Origin of the sequence: Actinosynnema mirum DSM 43827 (assembly GCF_000023245.1) — a bacterium.
GTDB classification, from domain to species: Bacteria; Actinomycetota; Actinomycetes; order Mycobacteriales; family Pseudonocardiaceae; genus Actinosynnema; species Actinosynnema mirum.
Window position 1 is genome coordinate 4785281 of record NC_013093.1, and the last position, 23385, is coordinate 4808665.

Below are 23385 nucleotides of genomic sequence, written 5' to 3' on the forward strand. Positions count from 1 at the left end.
GGGAGGTGGCTGCGGGGGTCAGGCGGTGGTGAAGGCCGCCAGGCCGTCGAGGAGGCGGTCGATCTCGTCCTCGGTGGTGTACGGGGCGATGCCGATCCGCAGGCCGCCGCTCTCCGGGAGGTCCAGCGCCAGCGCCGCCTCGTGGGCGTAGAAGGCGCCTGCCGGGGCCAGGACGTCGCGGCTCGCCAGGAAGCGGTAGGCGGCTCGGGCGTCGTGGCCGGGGAGTTCCAGGAGGGTCGTCGGGGTGCGGTCGGTGGCGCGGGAGCGGTTCACCACGCGGTCGCCCAGCGCCGCCAGGCCCTCGGTGAGGCGGGTGAGCAGGGCGTGCTCGTGCTCGGCCACGGCGCGGTAGGCGGCTTCCAGGCTCGCGCGGCGGGTGGGCGCGGGGGCGATCGCGGCCAGGAAGTCGACGGCGGCGGTCGCGCCCGCCAGGGACTCGAAGGGCAGGGTGCCGAACTCGAAGCGCTCGGGGACGGCGTTCGTGGACGGGACCAGCTTGTCCGGGCTCAGGGTCTCCAGCAGCGCCGGGTCCGCGCCGAGGACGCCGCAGTGCGGGCCGAAGAACTTGTAGGGCGAGCAGACCACGAAGTCCGCGCCCAGCGCGGTGGCGTCCACCAGTCCGTGGGCGGCGTGGTGGACGGCGTCGACGTGCACCAGCGCGCCGACCTCGTGCGCCCGGTCGGCGATGGCGCGCACCGGCGGGCGGGTGCCCAGCAGGTTCGAGGCCGCGGTGACCGCGACCAGCCTGGTGCGGTCGGTGATGGCGCGGTCCAGCTCGTCCACGCGGAGCAGGGCGGTCTCCGGGTCGAGGTCGAGCCAGCGGACCGTCGCACCCGCGCGTTCGGCGGCCTGCGCCCACGGGCGGACGTTGGCGTCGTGGTCGAGCCTGGTCACGACGACCTCGTCGCCGGGGCCCCAGGAGCGGGACAGGTGGTGGGAGAAGTCGTAGGTGAGCTGGGTGGAGCTGCGGCCGTGGACCACGCCGCGCTCGGGGACGTTCAGGAAGTCGGCGTAGGCGGAGCGGAAGGCGGCGACCACCTGCTCGGCGTTGCGCTCGGAGGGCAGCTCGGACCCGCGCAGCGACAGCGGGCCGGTCATGGTGGCGGTGATGGCCTCGGCGACGGGGCGCGGGGTCTGGGTGCCGCCGGGGCCGTCGAAGTGGGCGACCCCGGAGGTCAGGGACGGGAAGTGCGCGCGGAACGCGTGGACGTCGAAGGACACCGTCGCCTCACCTGCCCCCGGTGCGCCGCTCCTCGCCGCACCGGTCCACCGGGTGACCGCGCGGGTTGCTGTGGGGAGGACTCTGCCACCTCGGCGCGGCGCGCGCCGAGGTGGGGCGGGGCGGGGGCGGGCGGGAGTGCGGCGGGTGGTGTCCCCTGGGGTGGTTCGGGGTGGTGTAGCAGGGTGCGGGCGGTTCCGCTTCTGCCTGGTTGCGGTGTTGGTGGGTGAGCAATCTGGGAGAAGTGCTCGGTGTTCGCGCGGTCATAGGCTCTCGCCTGCCCGGACGGGCGGAGTCGGGCGGTGGAGCGGTCGATCTGGAGACGGAGGTGCCCCGTGGGGGTGCTGGACGACTACGACGACATCGTGATCGGTGCCGGGAGCGCGGGGGTTCCGGTCGCCGTCCGGCTCAGCGAGGACGGGCAGCGGCGGGTGCTGCTGGTCGAGGCCGGGCCGGACTACCCCGGTGAGCTTCCCGCTGACCTGGCCGACGGGAACCGGATGTCGCTGGTGGACCACGACTGGCGGTTCACCGCCGGGATGCTGGCCGATCGGCCCACCCGGTACTTCCAGGGGAAGGTGGTCGGCGGCTCCTCCTCGGTGGGGAACACCATCGCCATCCGGGGGATGCCGGGGGACTTCGACGGGTGGGCCGCGTCGGGGAACCGGGGATGGGGGTGGGCGGAGCTGCTGCCGCACTTCCTGGCCGTCGAGGACGACCTGGACTTCGCCGGGGAGTTCCACGGCAAGGGCGGGCCGGTGCCGATCCGGCGGTGGCGGGCCGAGGAGCTGACCGCGGCGCAGAGCGCGTTCCAGCGGGGGTGCCTGGCCGCCGGGTTCGCGGACGTCGCCGATCACAACGACCCGGGGTCGACCGGGGTGGGGCCCGCGCCGTCCAACCGGCGGGGTGGGCGGTTGCGGGTGTCGACGGCCACCGGGTACCTCACGCCCGAGGTGCGGGCGCGGGAGAACCTGACCCTGGTGTCGGGCGTCGTGGTGAACCGGGTGCTGGTCTCGGACCAGCGGGTCGTCGGCGTCGAACTGGTGGACGGGGAGTCGTCCGCGCGGGAGGTGCGGGCTCGGCGGGTGGTGCTGTCCGCCGGGGCCGTGGGGACGCCCGCGATCCTGCTGCGCTCGGGGATCGGGCCCGCCGAGGACCTGCGGGCGCTGGGGATCGACGTGCGGGTGGACCTGCCGGGTGTCGGGGCGGGGTTGAGCGAGCAGGCCCGGACCGGGGTGTTCATGGTGCCCAAGCCGGGTGCGGAGAACTTCGGGGCGGCGGTCGGGCAGATCGTGGTGCGGGCCGGGGCGCGGAGCACCGGGCGGGCCAACGACATGTACTACGCGATGGTCAACCACTTCGACCTGGCGACCCAGTTCCCGCACCTGCGGGCCGCCGCCGGGGCCGGGCGGGTGTTCACCGTGCTGGTCGTGGCGCGGGAGCCCCTGGCTCGGGGGCGGGTGCGGTTGGCGTCGGTCGACCCCCGACGGGCCCCGGAGATCGACTTGAACTTCCTGTCGTCCGAGCACGACCACCGGTTGCTCGCGGACGGGCTGCGGGTCGGGTGGGAGCTGGCGCAGACGCCGGAGATCCGGGACCTGGCCGAGCGGGTGGTGCTGCTCGACGACGCGCTCGTGGACTCGGACGAGGCGGTGCGGGACTACGTGACCGCGACCGTGGACCCGGCCTACAACCCGGTGGGCACGGCGCGGATGGGGCCGGACGGGGACCCGATGGCCGTGGTGGACGAGCGGTGCGCGGTGCGCGGGGTGGACGGGCTGCACGTCGCGGACGCCTCGGTGATGCCCGCCATGGTGCGGGCGAACATCAACCTGTCGGTGATCGCGGTTGGCGAGCGGGTCGCCGAGCTGCTGCGGGAAGCGTGAGCGGCCGGTGGCGCGGGTGGGCGGCGGTGGCGCGGTGAGCGGCGGTGACCCGGCGGGCGGCGGGCAGGCGGGCGGCGGGCAGGCGGGCAGCGGGCAGGCGGGGACTGTCGAGGAGGTCCTCGGGCTGCTGAACGGGTTCCGGGCGGCCAAGTTCTTGATGGTCGGGTGCGAGCTCGGGGTGTTCGAGGCGCTGGCGGACTCCCCCGGCGGGGTGGACGTGGGCGCGCTGGCGGAGCGGGTCGGGGTGTCGCGGCGGGCCGGGCGGATCTGCGCGGACGCGCTGGTGGCGATCGGGTTGCTGGCGCGCGAGGGCGACCGGTACCGCAACGCCCCGGCGGCCCGGCACCTGAGCGGGGAGTCCGGTGTGGACCTGCGGGCGTTCGTGCGGTTCACCGACCGGGTCAGCTACCCGGCGTGGGGCGGGCTCGCCGAGGCGCTGCGGTCCGGGCCGGTCAACCGGATCACCGCGCTGTCCGCCGAGCAGCAGGAGGTGTTCTCCTCCGGGGTCGAGGCGCTCAACGCCGGGCCCGCCGCCGCGATCGCCGCCTCCGGGCACCTGGTGGGCAGGCGGGCGCTGCTGGACGTCGGCGGTGGGACCGGGTCCTGGTCGGCGGCGGCGGTCCGGGCGCACGGCGGGCTGCGCGCGACCGTGGTCGAGTGGCCGCCGGTGGCCGAGCTGGCCCGGCGGCGGGTCGCGGACGCGGGGCTCGGCGGGCGGATCGACGTGGTGGCCGGGGACGTGCGGGTGGACCCGATGCCGCAGGGGCACGACTGCTGCCTGCTGGCGAACGTGGTGCACGTGTTCTCGCCGGAGGACAACGAGCTCGTGCTGGCCAACGCCCGGCGCGCGGTGGTGGCGGGCGCGCGGTTGCTGCTGGTCGACTACTGGACCGGGCCCACCGGCGCGGAACCCGCGGTGGCGGCGCTGATGGCGGGCGAGTTCGCGGTCAACAGCGAGGACGGCGACGTGTACGGGGTGGACGACGTCGTGGCGTGGCTGGGCGCGACCGGGTGGCGGTTCCTGGGGCGGGAGGCGGTGGCGGGCGCGAAGTCCGCGGTGGTCGCCGAAGCGGTGTGACCGGCGTCCTCGGACACCGGTCACACCTGGGGGCGTCAGGTCTGCGAGCCGTTGGCTCCCCGGCCGAGGCCGAGGTAGCCCTCGGCCACGATGCGGCGCGCCGCCACCTCGTAGTGCTCCGGGTCGTCGGCGACGAGCGTGCCCAGGCCGTCGACGTACCGGTTGAACATGCAGAACGCGGCGGCGATCAGCACGGTGTCGTGGATCTCCACCTCCGTCGCGCCCAGCTCGCGCGCCCGCCGCACCAGGTCGGGGGTGACCGCGCGACCGGACTCCTGCACCGCGCCCGCGATCCGCAGCAGCGCGCGCAGCTTCTCCGGGACCGGCGCGAGCTCCAGGTCGGCCAGGACCCGGTCCACGAGCGCCGTGCCCTCGTCCAGCTGGGCGGCGGCGAACGCGGCGTGCGAGTCGCAGCAGAACGTGCAGCGGTTGCGGCCCGACACGTAGGCCGCGATCAGCTCCCGCTCCCCCGGGGAGAGCGAGTTCGGTGCGCGGAGCAGGACTTCGGCCAGCTCGCCGAGCGGTCCGGCCGTCTCGGGCCGGTACCGCATCAGCCCGGTGATGCCGGGGAACAGGCTCTCGTCCACATCTTCCAGATCGATGTGCGCCATGTCACCACGGTAGTCGGGGCGGGCGGTCCGGTCTTGCCGCCGAAGGCGGGAACTTCCGGTCCGGACAGTCGATTCCGCTTGCGGCGGAGGGAGAACCGGTCGGTGTCGGAGAGCGGGGGCGCGGCGGGGTCAGCGGGCGTGGCCGCGCAGGGCGAGGAGGGTCGCGGCGGTCGCCAGGCCGAAGAAGACGTGGCCGAAGAGGCTCACCCACTGGGCGTCGCCCACCACCAGGACCAGGTCCGCCATGGCGGGGTCGGCGGTGGCGGAGAGCCACAGGGGCATGATCAGCAGGGCTCCGGCCGCCCACCAGAGGACGCCGTAGAGCACGCCTGCCGCGTACAGCGGGACCACCTGGTCCGGCAGGCGTTGTGCCAGCGCGCCGAAACCGGCTCCCGCCACGGCGGAGATGGCCATGTGCAGGACGAAGCCCACGAGCGCGTTGTCGACCGCGATCAGCATTCCGACCATGGGCAGGGCGCCCATGCCTGCCATGAGCAGGCCGAACACCAGGCCGCCCGCCAGTCCGGACAGGACGCCGTCGCGCGGGGTCGAGCGGGCGGCGGTGGTGGAGGTGGTCATGGGGGACTCCTCAGGTGACGGGTGTGCGGGTTCGGGGGTGGAGCTGGTCGGTGGCGACCAGCCAGTCCAGGGTGTCGGCGACGGTGTCCGCGAACGGGCGTGGGGTCAGGCCCAGGGTGCTGGCGGCGGGGGCCACCGACACCGACGCCGCGGCGGTGGTGATCGCGCCGTGCGCGGCGGGGATGTGCCAGGGCCAGAACGGTTGGAGGAGGTCCACCAGCCTGCCGACGGGGGTCACCAGGGCAGCGGGCAGGAAGACGGTGGGGAGGGGGCGGCCACTGGCCCTGCGGGCCTCGGCCACGTACTCGGGGGTGGTGATCAGGCGCCCAGGGCCGAAGTGGGCTCCCCCGGCCCGGCCTTCCAGCAGGGTGGTGTGCAGCCGCGCGGTGTCGCGGACGTCGCCGATCTGGAGGGCGCCGGACGGCCACACCGGCATGATGCCGCGCACCGTGTCGCGCAGCCTGCGGGTCTGGTCGCCGGTCTTCGGGTCGTGCGGGCCGAGCAGGGCGGGTGGTCTGCTGATCACCACGGGGGCGCCCGCGCGCTGGTGCGCCCCGGCGATCGCCTCCGAGGCGGACTTGGTCGCCGCGTACGGCTCGCGGCTGGCTCCTGGCGGGGTGTGGTCGTCGACCACGCGCACTCCGGGGCCGAACAGGGCCGCGGTGCTGGAGACGTGCACGATCCGGGCCGCGCCGGAGCGGCGGGCGGCGGACAGGACGACCTCGGTGGCCCTGGTGTTGACGCGGAGCATCTCGGCGCGCCTGCGGCGGTCGAAGGAGTAGACCGCGGCGGCGTGCAGGACGGCGTCCGCGCCGCGCACGGCCCTGGTCGCGGCTGCCTCGTCGGTGGCGTCGCCGACCTCGGCGTCCACGGCGGACAGGTCCACGCCCAGCGGGTCCAGGGCGGTGGGGACGGCGGTGGGGTCGCGGACGAGCAGGCGGACGTGGTGGCCCGCGCGCACCAGCGCGGCGGTGGTGTGGGCGCCGACGAAACCGGTGCCGCCGGTGAGCGTGACCAGCATGGGGGCTCCTGGGGACGTGGGCGGGCCGCGGCGGCCGGTGGGCCGCCGCGGCCCGAGGGGTCACAGGTGGTGGAAGGTGCTGCCGTAGAACAGCAGGGCGCGCTCGCCCTCGCCCACGCCGCAGTCCAGGACGCGTCCGATGTAGATGGTGTGGTCGCCGCCGTCGTGGCGGTGCGCCAGCTCGCACTCCAGCCACGCCAGCGAGCCGGTGAGCAGCGGGGCCCCGCTGAGCGGGCCGGGCGCCCAGTCCAGCCCGGCGAACTCGCGCTCCCCGGTCGGCCTGCGCTTGTCGGCGAAGTGCCTGGCCACGGCGCCCTGGTCGGCGTCCATGATCGAGACGGCGAACCGGCCCGCCTCCGGCAGCGCCTCGTGCATGGTGGCGCTGCGGGCCACGCAGCACAGCACCAGCGGCGGGTCGAGGGAGACCGAGGTGAACGCGTTCGCGGTCATGCCGTGCGGGTGCTCGCCGCCGACCGTGACGACCGTGACGCCGGTGGCGAATCGGGACATCACCTCGCGCAGCGCGGTCGCGCCGACCACCGCCCCGGTCACGACGCCACCACCGCCCCGGCCCGCGCGGACGGCTGCGCGTACGGCTCCAGCGCGCGGCGCAGCTCCTCGGGGACGGGCGTGGGCGCGGTGTGCGTGTTCGGGCCCCTCATGCAGGCCACCCGCTGCCTCCCGCGCGCCACCAGCGACTCCTCGCCGTCGGTGACCTTGACGTAGTCGAAGCTGAACTGCACCTGCGTGCGGGTCAGCTCCTCGAGGCGCATCCGCACCGACAGCTCGTCGAACGCGGTGATCTCGGCGAAGAACTCGCACTCCACCTTGAGCGTGAACAGCTTCAGGTCGTCCCGGACCTCGGCGAGCACGGCGGGCGCCTTCTCCTTCAGGAACATCTCCCGGCAGCGGCCCTGCCAGCGCAGGTAGTTGACGTAGTAGACGTTGCCCACGAGGTTGGTCTCCTCGAAGCCCACAACGTGGCGGATCTCGTAGTAGTCGGTCACGTCAGTCCTCCTGTCCGGCGAGCACGGCGAACACGACCGGCTCGGGGCGGTCGTCGACGGTGGTGGTCCAGGTGGCGACGCGGGCGTCCCCGGTGGACAGCACGACCCACCCGTCCGGGTGGACCCGTTCCAGGGCGAGGGCCTGCGTGGTGGACCCGGTCTTGCGCAGGCACTCCAGGGCTCCCCAGACCCGCGTGCCCGCGACGGACGGGTCCTCGCCGGTCTCGCGGGCCAGCAGGTCCCGCACGGCCAGCGGGGCGCGGCCGAGCAGGGCGGCCCAGTCGTCCTCGGTGCGGGGCGCGGCGGTCTCGACGTCGACGCCGAGCCTGCCGCCGGGCGCGGTGGCGGCCAGGGTCAGGCCCGCGCCGTGCGAGGCGGACACCGCGTGCCCGGCGACCTCGGGCTTGCCGTCGGGGCGGTAGCGGACCTCGACCGGGGCGCCGAGCGCGCGGGACAGGGCGAGCGCGGTCTGGGCGCGGCGCTCGCCGCCCTCGGCCGGGTCGGGCTCGACGACGACGGCGCGGGAGCCGCCGAGGACGCGTTCGAGCGCGCGCTCCAGGTGCGGGCCGAGCATGGTCGGGGTCCACGGGCCCTTGCCGTCGCGGTGCCGCACGGCGCGCAGCACCAGGCCCTCCCAGCGCTCCACGAGCACGCCGGACGGGTCGCGCACGTCCAGGTCGTAGGTGTAGCTGTCGCCGTCCTGGGAGCGCTCGCGGGCGTCCAGGACCACGTACTCCCCCGTCCTGGCCGCGGGATCGGCCAGGTGCAGGCGCTCGACGCCCTGCGGCAGCAGGACGGCGTCGGGGACGCAGCACTGGATGGCGTGCATCATCACGTCGCGGGCGCCGGGGTCGGCCAGCAGCCGCTCCTGCGGCAGGAACGGGGCGAACCAGGTCGCGGCGGAGGTCGTGGCGACCTCGGCCACGGCGCGGCGGGCGGAGGCGGTGCGGTACGCCTGGAGGCGCTGGAACCGCTTGCCCTGGAACAGGATTCCGCCGTACAGCTCGGTGACCGGGTCGACCGGGACCGGCGGCAGGGCGGGGTCGGTGGGCACGGTGGTGGCGGTGGCGGCGGGGTCGGTGGCGGTGGCGGTGGCAGCGGGTTCGGCGGGCAGGTCGGGGCGGGGCAGGCGGACGGTGGCGCGGAAGTGGTCGGCGGAGAACCCGGTGTCCTCGGCGCGCACGACCACCTCGACGGTGTCGGGGCCGGTGGCGAGCGCGGCAAGGCGCACGGTCAGCGCGCCGCCGGGGCGGATCGCGATGGGGCGCAGGAACCGGACGTCCTCCAGCAGCGGCGGACCGGCGCGGCCGGTGAGGGCGGCGGCGACCTGGGTCATGGCCTCCATGCCGACGACGGCCGGGAACAGCAGGTCGCCGTCGAGCTGGTGGTCCTCCAGGTAAGGGTCGCTGCCGCCGGACAGGTCGGCCTCGGTGACCAGCTCCACGCCGGGGTAGTGCACGACGACGCGGTCGGTGAACCGGGTCAGCGGCAGCTCGGCGCGCTCCAGCTCCAGCGTGGGCAGCCCGGCGGCGCGGCCGGACACGACGAGCGCGGGACCGGCGGTCGGGTCGGCGAGGACGCGGCGCAGCACGGCGACGCCCGCGTCGGTGGAGATCGGGGTGATGCCGTCGCGCATCAGCGCCTCGACCACGCCCAGCCGCTCCCCCATGCCCGCGCCCGCCCAGACCGACCACTCCAGCGCGAGGGCCCTGGCCTCCGGGTTGCGGCGGGCGAAGTCGGTGGTCAGCTCGGTGAGCCAGTCGTTGGCGGTGGCGTAGTGGGCCTCGCCGCGCAGGCCGGCGCGGCCGATGATGCTGCCGAAGGTGATCAGCAGGCGGACGTTGGGCTCGCCGACCACGTCCAGGACCGCGCGCAGGCCGTCGACCTTGGGGGCGAGGGTGGCGCGGAAGGCGTCCTCGGTGAGGTTGGGCAGGGCGGTGGGCTCGTTGCGGCCCGCGCCGTGCAGGACGGCGGTGACGTCGCCGAGGTCGGCGCGGAAGCGGGTGACGGCGGCGGCGAGCTGGTCGGGGTCGGTGGTGTCGGCGCGCTCGTAGCGGTGGCGGACGCCCGCGGCGGTCATGCGGGCGAGGTTGGCGGCCAGCTCGGCGTCGTCGGCGGGGTCGGCGCGGCCGAGGAGGGCGAGGGCGGCCCCGGTGTCGGTGGCGACGGCGAGCGCGCACTCGGCGGTGATGCCCTTGCCGCCGCCGGTGACGAGCAGGACGTCGTCGGGGCCCAGCGGGGAGGCGGCGGGGACTGCGGCGTCGGGAGCGGGTGGTTCGGCCACGCGCAGGACCGGGACGGTGCGGGCGCCGGTCGCGGCGTAGCGGGCCTGGGTGAAGCCCTCGCCCGCGGCGATCTCGGCGACGACGGCGGCAGCGGCGGCGTGGTCGGGCAGACCGGCGGCCAGGTCGACCACGGTGACCGGCAGGTGCGGGGCCTCCAGGTGCAGGGTGCGGGCCAGGCCGGACATGCCGAGCGCGCCCTGGGCGAGCGCGAACCGCCTTCCGGTGGCCAGGGCGTCGCGGGCGGCGGTCAGGGCCAGGGCGACGTGCTCGGGGCCGCCTTCCGGGGGCAGGAGCAGCAGGACGCCGTCACCGGGCAGTGCGCCCTCGAGGTGGGTGGTGAGGCGGTGGCCGTCGGGGGCGTGCACGGTCCAGTCGCCGGGTTCGGCGACCTGGACGGGGCGCAGCGGGCGCTCGACGTGCACGACGCGGAACGGGCGCACCCAGGGCGCGACGCCGGGGGCCTCGCCGTCCTGCCGGTCGCCGTCGTGGGCGGTGGCGGCCAGCTCGTCGATCAGGTCGGCCAGCTCGCCGAGGCGCGCGGTGGCGAAGTTCGGGCTGGTCTCCAGCGCGGGACGGCCGAGGCCCCTGGTGACCTCGTTGACGAGCTGGCCGACCGTGATGGAGCTCAGGTGCAGGTCGTCCAGCGGGTGGGTGTGCTCGGTGAGCGCCTCCAAGGGCAGTTCGGCGCGCTGGGCGGCGAGCCTGCGCAGCAGGTCCAGGGTGCTCTCGCCCTCGGCCTGGGCTGTCGTCCCTGGTGCGGCCTGAGCGGCGCTGGTGGTGGTGCGCAGCGCGGGGTCCAGCGGCGGGGCGGTCTCGCACGGGCTGGCCAGGAACGTCATCGCGCCGTCCAGGGGCAGCTCGCGCGCCACCCGGTCGGCGAACAGCGGGGCGGTGCGGATCGGGGCGCCGAGGGCGTGCGCGGCGGCGACGACGGTGAGCAGCGGGGCCAGCGAGGCGCTGTCGGCGTCCACGGACAGCGCGGGCGTTCCGGGGGCGATGTCGGCGAGCAGGCCGGTGAGCACCCGGCCGGGGCCGACCTCCACGACCAGGTCGGCGTGCTCGGCGAGCCCGGTGGCGGCCTCCTGGAAGCGGACCGGGCCGGTGATCTGCTCGCGCAGCAGCGCCCTCAGGTCGGCGTCGGGGGCGAGCGGGGCCCCGGTGACGGTGGAGTGGACGGGGCGGATGAGCCTGCCGAAGTCGTAGTCGACCAGGCGCTCGGCCATCGCGTCGGCGGCCGGGGCGACCAGGGGCGAGTGGAACGCGTGGGACACCGGCAGGCGGGTGGCGTGCACGCCGCGCGCCCTGGCGGCGGCGCAGACCCGGTCGACGGCGTCGGCGGGGCCGGAGAGCACGGTCTGGTCGGGGCCGTTGAAGCCGGCGACCACGACGTCCTCCCCCGCCGCCAGCCCGGCGGCCCGGTCGGGACCGGCGGCCAGGCTGGCCATCGCGCCACCGCCCCGGCCGGCGTGCGCCATGACCCGGCCGCGCTCGGTGGCCAGGGACAGCACGCGGCCCGCGTCGAGCGCGCCCGCCCAGTGCGCGGCGGTCAGCTCGCCGAGGCTGTGCCCGGCGGCCCGGTCGGCCTCGACGCCCAGCTCCCGCAGCACGCCGAGCGCGGCGAGCGAACCGGCGACGATGCGCGGTTGGGCGACCTCGGTGGCGACCTGGTCGCCGCCCTCGGGCAGCCCGGCGGAGCGGAAGACCTCCTCGGCGGAGGCGAAGCGGCGGCGCAGGGCGCTGTCGCCGCCCTTGCCGGAGCCCTGGCCGGGGAACAGGAACGCGAGGGCGGGCGCCGCGGTCCCCTCGCCGAGGAACACGCCGTCGGCGGTGTCGAACAGCGGCGTCCCCTCGGCGAGGGCGGCGCGGACGCGGTCGAGCTTGCGGGCGGCGTCCTCGGTGCGGGTGATCACCAGGGCCGCGCGGTGCGGGCCGCCGGTCAGGCGGGCGGCGAGGGCGGCGGCGAGGTCGCCCAGCTCGGCCATCGCGAGCTTGGGCACGAGCGCGGCGGCCTCGGCGACCCGCTCGGCGAGCCCGTCCCGGTCGGCGGCGTCGAGCAGCAGCACCTCGGCGTCCTGGCGGGACGCGACCAGCGCGGCGGCCCGCTCGTCCACGCCCGCGCGGCGGGTCGTGCCGGGGGCGGCCTCCAGGGCGATGTGGGTGTTGATGCCGCCGAACCCCATGGCGGACACGCCCGCGCGCAGCGGCCGGTCCCCGGGCCACGCCTCGGCGGTCAGCGGCACGCGCACGGCGGCCCCGTCGAGCTTGGGGTGCGGGTCGTGGTGGCCGGTGGCGGGCGGGATGACCTGGTGGTGCAGCGCGAGCACGGCCTTGATCAGCCCGGCGACGCCCGCGGCGGCCTTGGTGTGGCCGATGTTGCCCTTGACGGTGCCGAGCGCGGCGGGCGGGGCGGTCGGGTCGGCGGCGCGGCGGGCCGAGGACAGCGCCTCGATCTCGGTGGCGTCGCCGAGGGCGGTGCCGGTGCCGTGGCCCTCGAAGTAGGAGACCGTGCCCAGGTTGTACCCGGCGCGGCTGTAGGCGCGGTCGAGCGCGAGCCGGTGCCCGTCCGCCTCGGGCCGGGTGATGCCGCCCTTGCCGTCCGAGGACACGCCCCAGCCGGTGATCGTGGCGTACACGCGCAGCCCGCGCTCCAGGGCGTCCCGCTCGCGCAGCAGCACGAGCGCGCCCGAGCCCTCGCCGGGCCAGAACCCGTTGGAGTCGCGGTCGTAGACCTTCATCTCGCCGGTGGCGAGCGCGCCGGTCTTGGCGAAGCCGATGACCTCGAAGGGGTCGATGGACAGGTCGACGCCGCCCGCGATCGCCACGTCAAGGTCGCCCTCCACGAGCGACTTGGCGGCGGTGGTCACCGACAGCAGCGACGAGGAGCAGGCGCCGTCCACGGTGTACCCGCCGCCGCGCAGGTCGAAGTGGTTGCACACGCGGCCCGCGATCGTGTTCGCCAGGCCGCCCGCGAGGGAGTCCTCGTCGATCGGCGGGAACGGGGCCTTGTACCGGCCTTCGAGCCCGTCCAGGAAGTCGGCGGTCTCGTCGTCGGGCCAGCCCTTGGCGGCGAGCGCGGCGGCGACCGTGCGGCGCACGTACGGCCAGCGCAGCCGCAGCACGTTCGCGCGGGAGAACTCGCCGGTGAGGCTGTTGCCCAGCACCACGCCGGTGGTGCGCCGGGGAAGGCCCTCGCCGTCCGGGAAGCCCGCGTCGGCCAGCGCGCGGGCGGTGGTGTCCAGCGCGAGCCAGTGGGTGAGGTCGGTGGAGCGGTAGGTGCTGCCCGCGACGCGGTAGCGCACCCGGTCGAACTCGAAGTCGCGCAGCACCGCCGCCTTGGTGGCGTAGAACCGGTCGGGGGCCTGCGGGTCCGGGGAGTGGTAGTCGGCCAGGTTCATCCGCTCGTCGGGGAGCCTGCGGAACGCGCGCCTGCCCGCCAGCACGTTCTCCCACAGCTCCGCGGTCGTCGCGGCGTCGGGGTAGCGCAGCCCGATGCCGACGACCGAGATCCGCTCGTCGCTCATGCTCTCACCGTCTTCGGGAACGTCCGGACTGTTTCCGGAATTGCCACCGGACCGGAAGGAATTGCCGGTCGCGGAATAGCGCGGAATGCGCCTGGTGAGAGATTGCCGGAGCGGGACGGGGTTGAGCTTCTCCCATTGTGCCTTCTGACCTGGGCTTTTCGCATAACAGCGTGATGCGGGCGATTCCGCGGGGTTTCACTCGAAAGGCCCGGTTGAACCGGGAACAGCACGCTGGAAATAACAGTGTGATGCTTTGCCGGGCATTTCGGGGGCGGCGGGCCCCGGACACGCGGGCAGCCCGACGACCGGAACCCCGCGCGGGAGGTTCCGGTCGTCGGGCGGACGCCCCTGGAGGCGCTAGAACAGGTGGGTGTTGGGCTCCAGCCCGCACAGCACGCGCCCGTACAGCTCCAGGTTCGTGTTCGGGTGCAGCACCCCGTGCAGGTTGATCGTGCGCACGTCCCGCGCGATGCGCTGGATCGGCCGGTCGGTGTAGATGGACGAGCCGCCACTGGCCTCGGACAGCAGGTCGACCGCCTCCTTGGCCAACGCGGTCGCGGCCCCCATGTCCATGCGGGCCACCGCGCGCTCCTCCACCGACCACGCCTCGCCCGCCCGCACCTTGCCGTCGACGCGGTCGGCGGCGCGCTGCACGTGGAACGCGGCCTGGTCGACCTTCAGCGTCGCCCGCGCCACCTGCAGGTGGGTCAGCGGCGCCTCGGCCTGGCTCTCGTAGTCGGTGTAGGTGATCTTGCGTCCGGGCAGGCGCTCCAGGAACACCTCGCGCGCCGCGCGGGCCATGCCGAGCGGGACCGCGCCCGCGACCGCCGCGCTGACCGGCGAGAACGGGGCCCGCCAGGTGGCGGAGTCGGCGTTGCGCTCGGACAGGTGCGCGCCGTGCAGCACCACCGGCATCAGCGGCAGCACCCGCGCCTGCGGCACGAACAGGTCCTTGGCGACGGTCTTGACGCTGCCGGTGCCGCGCATCCCGACCGTGTGCCAGTCGTCCACGACCCCGAGGTCGGCCACCGGGATGGCCAGCACGATCGGCGCGTAGCCGCCGTCGGGCTCGGCGAGCAGCGCGGAGTGCGCGAACCAGCCGCTGTGCAGCACCCCGGTGCTGAAGGCCCACTCGCCGTTCACGACGACGCCGCCGGGCGCGGGCGTGGCGACGCCGTTGGGGCTGACGCTGCTGCCGACGAACACGTCCGGGTCGGCGAACACCTCGTCCTGGACCTCGTCGGGGAACAGGCCGATCAGCCACGAGCTGAGCATCTGGGTGTTGGCCGTCCAGCCCACCGACCCGTCGCCGCGCGCCAGCTCGGCGACGACGTCGCACACGGTGCGCACGTCGGACTCGAACCCCCCGTAGCGCAGGGGGACGCGCATCTTCAGCAGGCCCGCGTCGCGGACCGCGGCGAGCACGTCCGGGTGCAGCGCCCGGTGCTCCTCCTGCCAGGCGGCGTGCTCGCGGATCAGGGGGACCAGCTCGGCGGCGCGGCCCGCCAGCTCGGTCCGCCCCGGCGCCTCGGTCGTCGTCATCTGCGCTCCTCGGTGCTGTTGCTGTGACTGGGAAGTGGCGCGCGGGGGCGCGGCCTAGATGAACTGGGTGTTGGGCTCCAGCCCGCACAGCACGCGGCCGTAGGTCTCCGCGTTCGTGGTGGGCTGCATGATCCCGTTGAGGGTGATGGCCTGGACGTCGCGCTCGATGCGCTGGATCGGCCGGTCGGTGTAGATGGACGAGCCGCCGCCCGCGGTGGCCAGCACCTCCACGGCCTCCTTGGCGCGCTGGCAGAGCGCGCCCGCGTCCATGCGCGCGGCGACCCGGCCGAGCACGTCGAGCGGCTGCCCGGCGGCGACGGCGGCGTCGAGCCGGTCGGCCCCCCGGCGCAGGTGGAACTCGGCCTCGTCGGTCTTGACGGCGGCCTCGGCGACCTGGAGGTGGGTGAGCGGGGCCTTGGCCTGCTCGTCGTAGTCGGTGTAGGTGATCTTGCGGCCGGGCAGCCGCTCGAAGAACGCCTCCCAGGCGGCGCGGGCCATGCCGAGCGCGGGGGCGCTGGCGACGGCGGCGGCGAAGGGCATGAACGGGACCTTCCACGTGGGGGCGTCCGCGTTCAGCGTCGACAGGTGTTTGCCCTCCATCAGGACCGGCAGCATCGGCAGGATGCGGGCCCGCGGGACGAACACGTCCTTCGCGGCGGTGGTGACGCTGCCGGTGGCGCGCAGGCCGGAGGTGTGCCAGTCGTCGCCCACGGTCAGGTCGGACATGGGCACGACGGCGGTGGCGGGCACGTAGCCGCCGTCCTCGGTGGCCAGCAGCACCGAGTGCACGTCCCACTGGCTGTGCGGGGCGCCGGTGTTGAAGTGCCACTCGCCGTTGAGGACGGCGCCGCCCTCGGTGGGCACGAGCACGCCGCCGGGGCTGACCGAGCCGCAGACGCGGACGGCCGGGTCGGCGAACACCTCCTCCTGGACCTCGTCGGGGAACAGGCCGACGAGCCAGGAGCCGATGGTCAGGGTGGCGACCGTCCAGCCCACCGACCCGTCGCCCCTGCCCAGCTCGGCGAGCACCTCGCAGGTGGTGCGCACGTCGGCCTCGTGGCCGCCGTGGCGGGTGGGGACGCGCATCCGGAACAGGCCGGCGTCGACCAGCGCCCGCACCACCTCCTCGTGCAGCACCCGGTTCTGCTCCTGCCAGGCGGCGTGCTCCCGGATCAGCGGAACCAGTTCCGCCGCGCGGCCGACGAGCTCGGCCCTCGGCGGCGCGTCGATGGTCGTCATCTGCGCTCCTCGGTACGGTGACGGTGGCTTGTGGGCGGCGGGTTCCCGCCCCGCTGGGAACTGTGGCACGGGGGCGGCCCGGTCCGGTTCTCCGATGTTGCCGACCTGTCGACCCGGGAGCGCTTGGGGCGCAACGGTTCGCGCGCGCGGAAAAGTCCACAGTGGAGCCCTGCCCCGCCGTGGGCGCGCGGGAGCGGGACGGGGGCGGACCCGCACCACCGATGGTGGCACCGGTCCGCCCCCGGCGCTTGTCCTGGAGTGCGCACCCGGCTACTCGGCCGGGACGCCCTTCCCGGCGCTCTCCCCGGCGCCCTCCCCAGGGCCTGCCACGACCGGCGGGCGCAGCCGCAGCGCGAACCAGGCCACCGGGAGGGCCACGACGCCGATCGCCAGGCCGGTGAGCAGCGCGCCGGACGGGTCGCCCGCGATCGCCAGCCCGCACACCGCCGAGCCGACCGCGATGCCCACGTTGGCCGCCGAAGCGGGCAGCGCCGACGCCAGCTGGCTGCCGGGACCGGCCAGCTCCAGCACCCGGTACTGGTAGGCGGGCACCGCGCCCTGCGCGAACAGCCCCCACGCCACCAGCCCCAGCGCGACCAGGACCGGCGAGGCGCCGCCGAGGTAGAGCACGAGCAGGGCGAGCGCGGTGCCGACGCCGCCGAGGAGCATGGCGCGCGCGGCCCCGCTGTCCGCGAACCGGCCGCCCGCGACCGAGCCGACCGCCGCAGCCGCGCCGTAGCAGAGCAGGAAGACGCTCAGCAGCGCTCCGGAGACGCCGGTGACGCGCTCCAGGAACGGCGTCAGGTAGGTCAGCGCCCCGTAGGAGGAGGCGAACAGCAGGAAGCCGAGGAAGAGCACGACGAGCACCCTGGGCGCGAACGCGTACCGCGCCTGGTCGCCCGCGCCGCCGCCACCGCGCTCGGCGGGCAGCGGCGGGACGAGCGCGACCAGCGCCGCGCACGCGACGAGGCTGAGCAGGCTGATGGCCAGGAACGAGTCGCGCCAGCCGAGCCACTGGCCGACGAGCGTGCCCAGCGGCGCGCCCAGCGCGGCGGAGACGGCGAACCCGGAGAACACGGTCGCGATGGCCCGCCCGGCGCGCTCGGGCGGCACGACCGCGACGGCGGCGACGAAGGAGACCGCGACGAACAGGCCGTGCAGCGAGCCGGTGACCACGCGCGCGGCCAGGAACGGGGCGAACTGGCCCAGCAGCACCGGGGTGGTGTTGACGACGGCGAACGCGGCGAGCGCGCCGATCAGCGTCACCCGCTTGTCGAACCGGATGGTGAGGGCGGTCAGCAGCGGGCCGCCGATGGCCAGCCCCAGCGCGTAGGCGGTGACCAGGCCGCCTGCGGCGGGGATGGAGACGTCCAGGTCGTCGGCGATCAGGCCGATGACGCCGACCATGAGCAGCTCGGCCGTGCCGAGCACGAAGGCGGCGACGAACAGGGCCGATAACAGCAGCTTGGACCTGCCGTCCACGACCTGGTCGCGCGCGCCCGCGCTGGTGTCCTGTGCGCTCATCCGGGCCTTCCTCGTCGGTGTGGTGGCGGTGGGTGGTGGCAGTGGGTGGTGACGGTGGGCGGTGATCACGGACAGACTGGTTGCATTTCACAACCAGAGGTACCGTAGCAGGCGGTGGCGTGGATCACAGCCCGGGGAGTTCCAGTAGGTTCCCGGTGAGGCCCGGCGGGGTCGCGGTGGTGCGGGGAGGGCGCGGTGCGCAAGGACACGAGGTCGGACTGCCCGGTGAACCTGGCGCTGGAGATCTTCGGCGACCGGTGGACCCTGCTGGTGCTGCGCGACGTGATCTTCCTGGGGGCGCGGCACTTCCGCGAGCTGCTCGCCGGACCCGAGCGGATCTCCTCGAACATCCTCGCCGACCGGCTCGCCGTGCTGGTCGAGCACGGGATGCTCACCAAGACCGACGACCCCACGCACAAGCAGAAGGTCGTCTACAGCCTCACCGAGCGCTCGATCGCCCTGGTGCCGGTGTTCGCGCAGCTGGGCATCTGGGGCGTGCGGCACCTGCCCGCCGGCGACGAGCACGCCGCGCGCACGGCGGTGCTCGCCGCGGGCGGGCCCGCGCTGTGGGCCGAGTTCATGGACGAGCTGCGCGAGGCCCACCTGGGGCCGCACGCGCGGCTGGCCCCGCCGGGGCCCGGCCCCTCGGTGACCGAGCGGCTGGCCCCGGCGAGCCTGGCGGCGCTGGTGGCCGCCGGGGTTCACCGCGAGGCGTAGCGCCGGATCAGGGCGGTCACCGCGTCGGGCCGGTGGTCGAGCAGGTAGTGGTCGCTGCCCGCCACCACCTCGGTGCGCACGTTCGCGCAGCCCGCCGCGCGCAGGCCCTCGGCGACGCGCGGGCCGATGTCCGCGAAGATCGACCGGTCCCCCGACACCCACACCAGCGGCACGTCCAGGCGCCCGGTCCGGGAGCTGTTGAACGCCGCGTTCGCCGGGAACGCCCGGTACAGCTCGAACCCGGCGCGCAGCCGCGCCTTCGGCCGGTACGCCTGGGCGTAGCGGGCGACCTCGGCGTCGCTGAAGGTCTCCCGGTCGAGCACGAACCTGAGGTAGACCTCCTGCCTGCCGTCGACGAGGTCCTCGGCCAGGCCCGGCGCCTGGTGGAAGCCCAGGTGCCACAGCCGCGCGGTGCTCTCGTCCCACGGGGACAGGCCCGGCAGCGGGACGTCGAGCACCATCGCGCCGCGCGTGGTGGTCGGGTTGAGGCGCGCGTAGGCGTAGGCGACCATGCCGCCGATGTCGTGGCCGACCACGTACACCGGGCCCAGCGCGAGCCTGGCGGCCAGCGCGCGCAGGTCCTCGGCCAGGTTCGCGGCCTCGTAGCCGCCCTCGGTCGGCTCGGAGCCGCCGATGCCGCGCAGGTCCACGGCGACGACGGTGAAGTCCCTGGCGAGGGTCGGCATGACGGCCCGGTACTCGGACCAGTCCTGGGGGTGGCCGTGGACCAGCAGGAGCGCCGGGCCGCGACCACCCCGGACGTAGTGCAGGGACGTGCCGTTGACCCTGGCGACGCCGGAGGTGAAGCCGGCGCCGAGGCCGGTGACGAGCGGGTCGCGCGCTCTCGCGGTCGCGCCGCCGGTCAGGGTCAGGACCAGTGCGACGACCGCGAGCAGCACCTTGTGCTTGTGCATGGGACGACGTGCCTCCGCTCACCGGCTGTCCGGCTCCGCGCCGCCCCGCACCGCGCCGCCGGTGGGGCGGGGGCGGTGCGGGGCGGCGGTGTTCTGGGGCGGCACGGTGGCGGATCGCGCCGGGGTGCGCCACCGGGACGGCGCGTCCGGGTGGTGGTGCGGCGGTTCGGGTGGCGGGTCAGCGCTCCAGGAGCGGGCGCTGCGCCGGGGTGTCGGGAGTGGTGCCGGGCGCGGGTTCCGCCGCGGGGTCGACCCGGTGGCGCGCGGGGAGCGCGAGCGCGACCAGGAGGGCGAGGCCGCCGAGCACCGGCAGCACGTTCAGCGCGAACAGGCCCGCCTCGGACAGGCTGATCACGTTGACCACCAGGTCCGCCACCGGCGAGTCGTCCAGCAGCATCACCACGCCGGAGACGATCATCACCACCCAGGTGGCGAGCGCGGCGCGCGCGTGCCCGGCCCGGCCGGTGCGCAGCGCCCACCACAGCCAGGCCGCGGCGCCGGGCACCACCCACACCCAGTGGTGCGGCCAGGACACCGGGGACACCAGGGTGCCGGTCACCGCGCAGGCCAGCACTCCCCCGGCCACCTGCCCGCGCCGGGTCGCCCGCACCGCGACCACGAGCCCGGCCAGGCCGACCAGGACGGTCATCGCGACGCCGAACCACGGCGCGTGCAGCACCCCCGGCAGCTGGCCGAGGACCCCGCGCAGCGACTCGTTCCACGGGCCGTGGTCCGGGGGCATCATCCGCGTGGTGTCCAGCATCAGGCCGCTGAGCCACTGGCCGGACGGGCCGGGCAGCGCCAGGTAGCCGACGAGCACGGTGGTCAGGAACGTCCCCGTCGCCACGGCCGCCGCGCGGGCCCGGCCGGTGAGCAGCAGGTACGGGACGAAGATGAGCGGGGTCAGCTTGATCCCGGCCACCAGGCCGATCGCCACGCCCCGGTAGCGGGACGGGCCGCGCAGCAGGTCGACCAGGATCACCAGCATCAGCAGCAGGTTGATCTGGCCGTTGAACACCATCGGCCACACCGGGGCGGTGCCGAGCGCGGCGACCGAGGCGAGCAGCGCGAACCCGGTGCGCTTGCGGGGCGCGAGCGGGGTGGCCAGGCCGAGCAGGAGCCAGGTGCAGGCGGTGAGGGCGAACGTGGAGGCGAACGTCCACAGCGCGAACGCCAGGTGCATGTCGAGCAGGGCGATCGGGACGAACAGCAGGGCGGCGAACGGCGAGTAGATGAACAGCAGGCCCGCGTCGGTGGAGACGTCGAACGGGGAGACGCCGTCGAGCACCGCCTGACCGCTGATGACGTACACCTTGAAGTCGCGCTCCAGCATCGGCATCGCGTCGCCGAGCGCCAGGGTGGACAGCACGAGCGCGGTCACGACGGCGGCGAACGCCGCCGACACGAGGGTGGCCTCGCGGGTGAGGAGGGGGCCGCCTGGCGCGGCAGGCGGTGCGGGTTCTGCTGTCCTGGTCACGGGGGGCTCCTCGGGTTGCCGGGTCGCGGGGGATCTCGCCGGGGCCCGGGGCTCCGGCGGGGTTCGGGGGGTGGGCCGAGGAGGCGGGTGCTCAGCCGGAGGCGGGGGTGGCGGGGTGGTGGCCGGGCGGGGGCAGCGCGCGCCGCCGCCGGGCGCCCGGTCGTGGGCAGCGCAGCCACGGGCGGCGGGACCGGGGCCGGTCGCGCAGCACGGCGTCGGGGTGGGTCGGTCCGGGGGCCGGTCGGGTCGGCAGGTCGGTCACGGCGGCGGCGCCGGAGAGCTTGGCCAGGGCGACCCTGGCCAGGCCGCGCACGTTGCCCGCGATGGTGCCGGTGACGTCGACCCGGCTGTCGACGTCCTCCACCCAGTCGACCGGGACCTCCAGCACGCGCAGCCCGTTGTGCTCGGCGAGCAGCAGCAGCTCGGTGTCGAAGAACCAGGAGTCGTCCCTGACCCGGCGCAGCAGCGGTCCGACGACCTCGGCCCGCGCGGCCTTGAAGCCGCACTGGGTGTCCCGGAAGCGGGTGCCGTGGGTGAGCCTGATGAGGGCGTTGTAGCCCCTGGACAGCAGTTCGCGCCGGGCGCCGCGCACGGTGCGGGCGCCCGGCGCGAGCCGCGAGCCGATGGCGAGGTCGCAGTGGCCGACGGCGAGCGGGGCCACGAGCGGGACCAGCGCGTCCAGCCCGGTGGACAGGTCGACGTCCATGTAGACGACCACGCCCGCGCTGCTGCCGGTCCACGCGGTGCGCACGGCGTTGCCCTTGCCGCGCCGGTCGAGCGACACGACGCGCACCCTCGGCCAGTGCCCGGCCAGGTCCTGGGCGACGTGGCGGGTGGTGTCGGTGCTGGCGTTGTCGACGATGGTGATGGTCCAGTCGAACGGCAGCCGCCGGGTGCAGTAGTCGTGCAGGGTGGCGACGCAGCCGGGGAGGGCGCGCTCCTCGTTGAAGACCGGGATGACCAGGTCGACGGTGACCGTCGACAGCGGGTGCGGGGCGGGTCTCGGGCGGCCGGGGTGGGGCGTGGCGGCGAGCGGTTCGGCGGGCAGCAGGAGGGTGTCGGGCAGGAGGGTGTCGGGCAGGGGGTCGTCGGGCAGCAGGTCCTCCGAGAGCACCACGTCGGTCAGCACCACGTCCAGTGGGAGGGGCGCGGGCAGCAGGTCGTCCGGCAGCAGGTCGTCGGGCAGCAGGTCGTCGGGCAGCACCGCGTCCAGCAGCGCCGGGATCGCGGGCGCGGCGCCGAGCAGCACCGGGTCCGCGGGCGCGGCGCCGAGCAGCACCGGGTCCGCGAGCGCGGCGCCGCCGATCAGCGCCGCACCGGGCAGGGCGCCGACCGGGATCGGGCGGGACGGGCCGTCGGGGGGTGGTTCGGGCGGCTCGTCCTGGGGGGACCGCTGCGCGGGCACGTGGCCATCCATCGTCAACTCCTCGCGTGGCCCCCGTGCACGACCGTACGACCGCGCGCGGGGAGCGGGCTTCTTCCGGATTGCTCGGTTTTTCACGTGGCGCGGCGGGAGCCCCACCCCCGCCCCCGCGGGTGGCGGGGGCGGGGCGGGCGGTCAGAGGAACTGGGTGTTGGGCTCCAGGCCGCACACGACTCGGCCGTACAGCTCCAGGTTGGTGTCCGGGTGGGCGAAGGCGTGCAGGCTGGAGGTCTGGCTGTCGCGCGCGATCCGCTGGATCGGCACGGTGGTCAGCGTGGACGAGGCGCCGCTGGCGTTGGCCAGGATGTCGACCGCCTCCTTGGCCCGCTGCACCCCCACGCCCAGGTCCAGCCGGGCCTCCACGCGCTCGCGCACCGACCAGGGCGCGCCGGTCTTGGCGTCGACCCGCGCGGCGACCCGGTGCACGTGGAAGGCGGACTCGTCGATGCGGGCCCGCGCGTCGGCGAGCTGCACGTGGGTGAGCGGGGCGTGCGACTGGCGCTCGTAGTCGGTGTAGGTGATCGAGCGGGTGGGCAGCCGCTCCAGGAACGCCGCCCACGCCGCGCGGGAGAGGCCGTGCGCGGTCGCGCTGGTCACCGCGCACGCCCACGGCAGGAACGGCACGTTCCACAGCCGCGACGCCGCGTTGGTCTCGGAGCGGTGCGCGCCCTCCCGCATCACCGGCATCATGGGCAGCACGCGGGCGTCCGGGACGAACACGTCCTTCGCGGTGGTGGTGACGCTGCCGGTGCCGCGCAGTCCGGACGAGTGCCAGTCGTCGACCACCTCCAGCTCGGACATCGGCACCAGCACCAGCACCGGCTCGGGCTCCCCGCCCTCGGCGACCCGCACGGCGGCGTGCGCGTTCCAGCCGCTCTGCCTCGCCCCGGTGTTGAAGCTCCAGCTGCCGTTGAGCACGATCCCGCCGGAGGTGGGCACGCCGACGCCGTGCGGGGCGAACGTGCCGCAGATCCGGGTGTCGCCGGAGGCGATGACCTCGTCCTGCACCTCGTCCGGGAACAGGCCCGCGAGCCAGGTGCTGATGTTCCAGACGGTGGCGACCCAGCTGGCCGCGCCGTCGCCGAGCGCGATCTCGGCCAGCACGTCGACCAGGGTGGTGGTGTCGCACTCGTGGCCGCCGTAGCGGGCGGGCAGGGTGAGCTTGAGCAGCCCGGCGTCGGCGAGCGCGTCGATCGCGTCGGGGTGCAGGACGCGGTTCTCCTCCTGCCAGATCGCGTGCTTGGCCAGCGCGGGGGCCAGTTCGGCGGCCCGGCCGACCAGCTCGTCCCGCGAGGGTGCAGCGGTGTTGTTCATCAGTGGCTCCGTGTGGTCCGCCGGTCCG

The 23385-nt window shown here is 75.4% G+C and carries 17 protein-coding genes; 3 read left to right on the forward strand and 14 right to left on the reverse strand.

The window, feature by feature from the left end; genetic code table 11:
* Positions 1 to 18: 18 nt before the first annotated feature.
* The gene (locus AMIR_RS20305; RefSeq protein ID WP_015802818.1) at positions 19 to 1221 is read right to left on the reverse strand and encodes a cysteine desulfurase-like protein; all 1203 of its coding nucleotides are present in this window, start codon (positions 1219 to 1221) and stop codon (positions 19 to 21) included.
* A gap of 333 nt (positions 1222 to 1554) precedes the next feature.
* Between AMIR_RS20305 and AMIR_RS20310 the strand changes: the two genes are divergently transcribed.
* Complete coding sequence (locus AMIR_RS20310; protein WP_015802819.1) at positions 1555 to 3105, forward strand: GMC family oxidoreductase; 1551 nt, start codon at positions 1555 to 1557, stop codon at positions 3103 to 3105.
* A 34-nt stretch (positions 3106 to 3139) separates the two neighbouring features.
* On the forward strand, positions 3140 to 4183 hold the full coding sequence (locus AMIR_RS20315) for a methyltransferase (RefSeq protein WP_222840688.1): 1044 nt from the start codon (positions 3140 to 3142) through the stop codon (positions 4181 to 4183).
* Positions 4184 to 4218: 35 nt separating this feature from the next.
* Here AMIR_RS20315 and AMIR_RS20320 read toward each other — a convergent pair whose 3' ends face one another.
* The 9 genes from AMIR_RS20320 to AMIR_RS20360 all read right to left on the reverse strand — a co-directional run bounded on the left by AMIR_RS20320 (position 4219) and on the right by AMIR_RS20360 (position 17512).
* Positions 4219 to 4794 carry a carboxymuconolactone decarboxylase family protein gene (locus AMIR_RS20320; RefSeq protein WP_015802821.1) on the reverse strand — a complete coding sequence of 192 codons (576 nt, stop codon included), beginning with the start codon at positions 4792 to 4794 and terminating at the stop codon, positions 4219 to 4221.
* A gap of 129 nt (positions 4795 to 4923) precedes the next feature.
* Complete coding sequence (locus AMIR_RS20325) at positions 4924 to 5373, reverse strand: hypothetical protein (RefSeq protein WP_015802822.1); 450 nt, start codon at positions 5371 to 5373, stop codon at positions 4924 to 4926.
* Positions 5374 to 5383: 10 nt separating this feature from the next.
* Positions 5384 to 6394, reverse strand: a complete 1011-nt coding sequence (locus AMIR_RS20330; RefSeq protein ID WP_015802823.1) for an NAD-dependent epimerase/dehydratase family protein — start codon at positions 6392 to 6394, stop codon at positions 5384 to 5386.
* A 60-nt stretch (positions 6395 to 6454) separates the two neighbouring features.
* Positions 6455 to 6946 carry a flavin reductase family protein gene (locus tag AMIR_RS20335; protein ID WP_015802824.1) on the reverse strand — a complete coding sequence of 164 codons (492 nt, stop codon included), beginning with the start codon at positions 6944 to 6946 and terminating at the stop codon, positions 6455 to 6457.
* Positions 6943 to 7401: an acyl-CoA thioesterase gene (locus tag AMIR_RS20340; RefSeq protein WP_015802825.1), complete on the reverse strand. Its 459-nt coding sequence runs from the start codon at positions 7399 to 7401 to the stop codon at positions 6943 to 6945. Before AMIR_RS20340 ends, AMIR_RS20335 begins: the two co-directional genes overlap by 4 nt.
* A gap of 1 nt (position 7402) precedes the next feature.
* Positions 7403 to 13207: a type I polyketide synthase gene (locus AMIR_RS20345; RefSeq protein ID WP_015802826.1), complete on the reverse strand. Its 5805-nt coding sequence runs from the start codon at positions 13205 to 13207 to the stop codon at positions 7403 to 7405.
* 357 nt (positions 13208 to 13564) lie between these two features.
* Positions 13565 to 14749: an acyl-CoA dehydrogenase family protein gene (locus AMIR_RS20350; protein WP_015802827.1), complete on the reverse strand. Its 1185-nt coding sequence runs from the start codon at positions 14747 to 14749 to the stop codon at positions 13565 to 13567.
* A gap of 54 nt (positions 14750 to 14803) precedes the next feature.
* Positions 14804 to 15988, reverse strand: a complete 1185-nt coding sequence (locus tag AMIR_RS20355; RefSeq protein ID WP_015802828.1) for an acyl-CoA dehydrogenase family protein — start codon at positions 15986 to 15988, stop codon at positions 14804 to 14806.
* A 270-nt stretch (positions 15989 to 16258) separates the two neighbouring features.
* On the reverse strand, positions 16259 to 17512 hold the full coding sequence (locus tag AMIR_RS20360) for an MFS transporter (RefSeq protein WP_015802829.1): 1254 nt from the start codon (positions 17510 to 17512) through the stop codon (positions 16259 to 16261).
* Positions 17513 to 17707: 195 nt separating this feature from the next.
* On the opposite strand from AMIR_RS20360, the gene AMIR_RS20365 reads away from it, so the two are divergent.
* A complete protein-coding gene (locus tag AMIR_RS20365; RefSeq protein WP_015802830.1) occupies positions 17708 to 18229 on the forward strand; it encodes a winged helix-turn-helix transcriptional regulator in 522 nt (173 codons plus the stop codon).
* Here AMIR_RS20365 and AMIR_RS20370 read toward each other — a convergent pair.
* The 4 genes from AMIR_RS20370 to AMIR_RS20385 all read right to left on the reverse strand — a co-directional run bounded on the left by AMIR_RS20370 (position 18214) and on the right by AMIR_RS20385 (position 23357).
* Entirely contained in the window at positions 18214 to 19143 is a 930-nt protein-coding gene (locus tag AMIR_RS20370; RefSeq protein WP_015802831.1) for an alpha/beta fold hydrolase, read from the reverse strand. The genes AMIR_RS20365 and AMIR_RS20370 overlap by 16 nt on opposite strands.
* Before the next feature lie 178 nt (positions 19144 to 19321).
* The gene (locus tag AMIR_RS20375; RefSeq protein WP_143760818.1) at positions 19322 to 20620 is read right to left on the reverse strand and encodes a glycosyltransferase 87 family protein; all 1299 of its coding nucleotides are present in this window, start codon (positions 20618 to 20620) and stop codon (positions 19322 to 19324) included.
* 91 nt (positions 20621 to 20711) lie between these two features.
* The gene (locus tag AMIR_RS43080; RefSeq protein ID WP_015802833.1) at positions 20712 to 22037 is read right to left on the reverse strand and encodes a dolichyl-phosphate beta-glucosyltransferase; all 1326 of its coding nucleotides are present in this window, start codon (positions 22035 to 22037) and stop codon (positions 20712 to 20714) included.
* A gap of 141 nt (positions 22038 to 22178) precedes the next feature.
* Complete coding sequence (locus AMIR_RS20385; protein WP_015802834.1) at positions 22179 to 23357, reverse strand: acyl-CoA dehydrogenase family protein; 1179 nt, start codon at positions 23355 to 23357, stop codon at positions 22179 to 22181.
* Positions 23358 to 23385 lie beyond the last annotated feature (28 nt).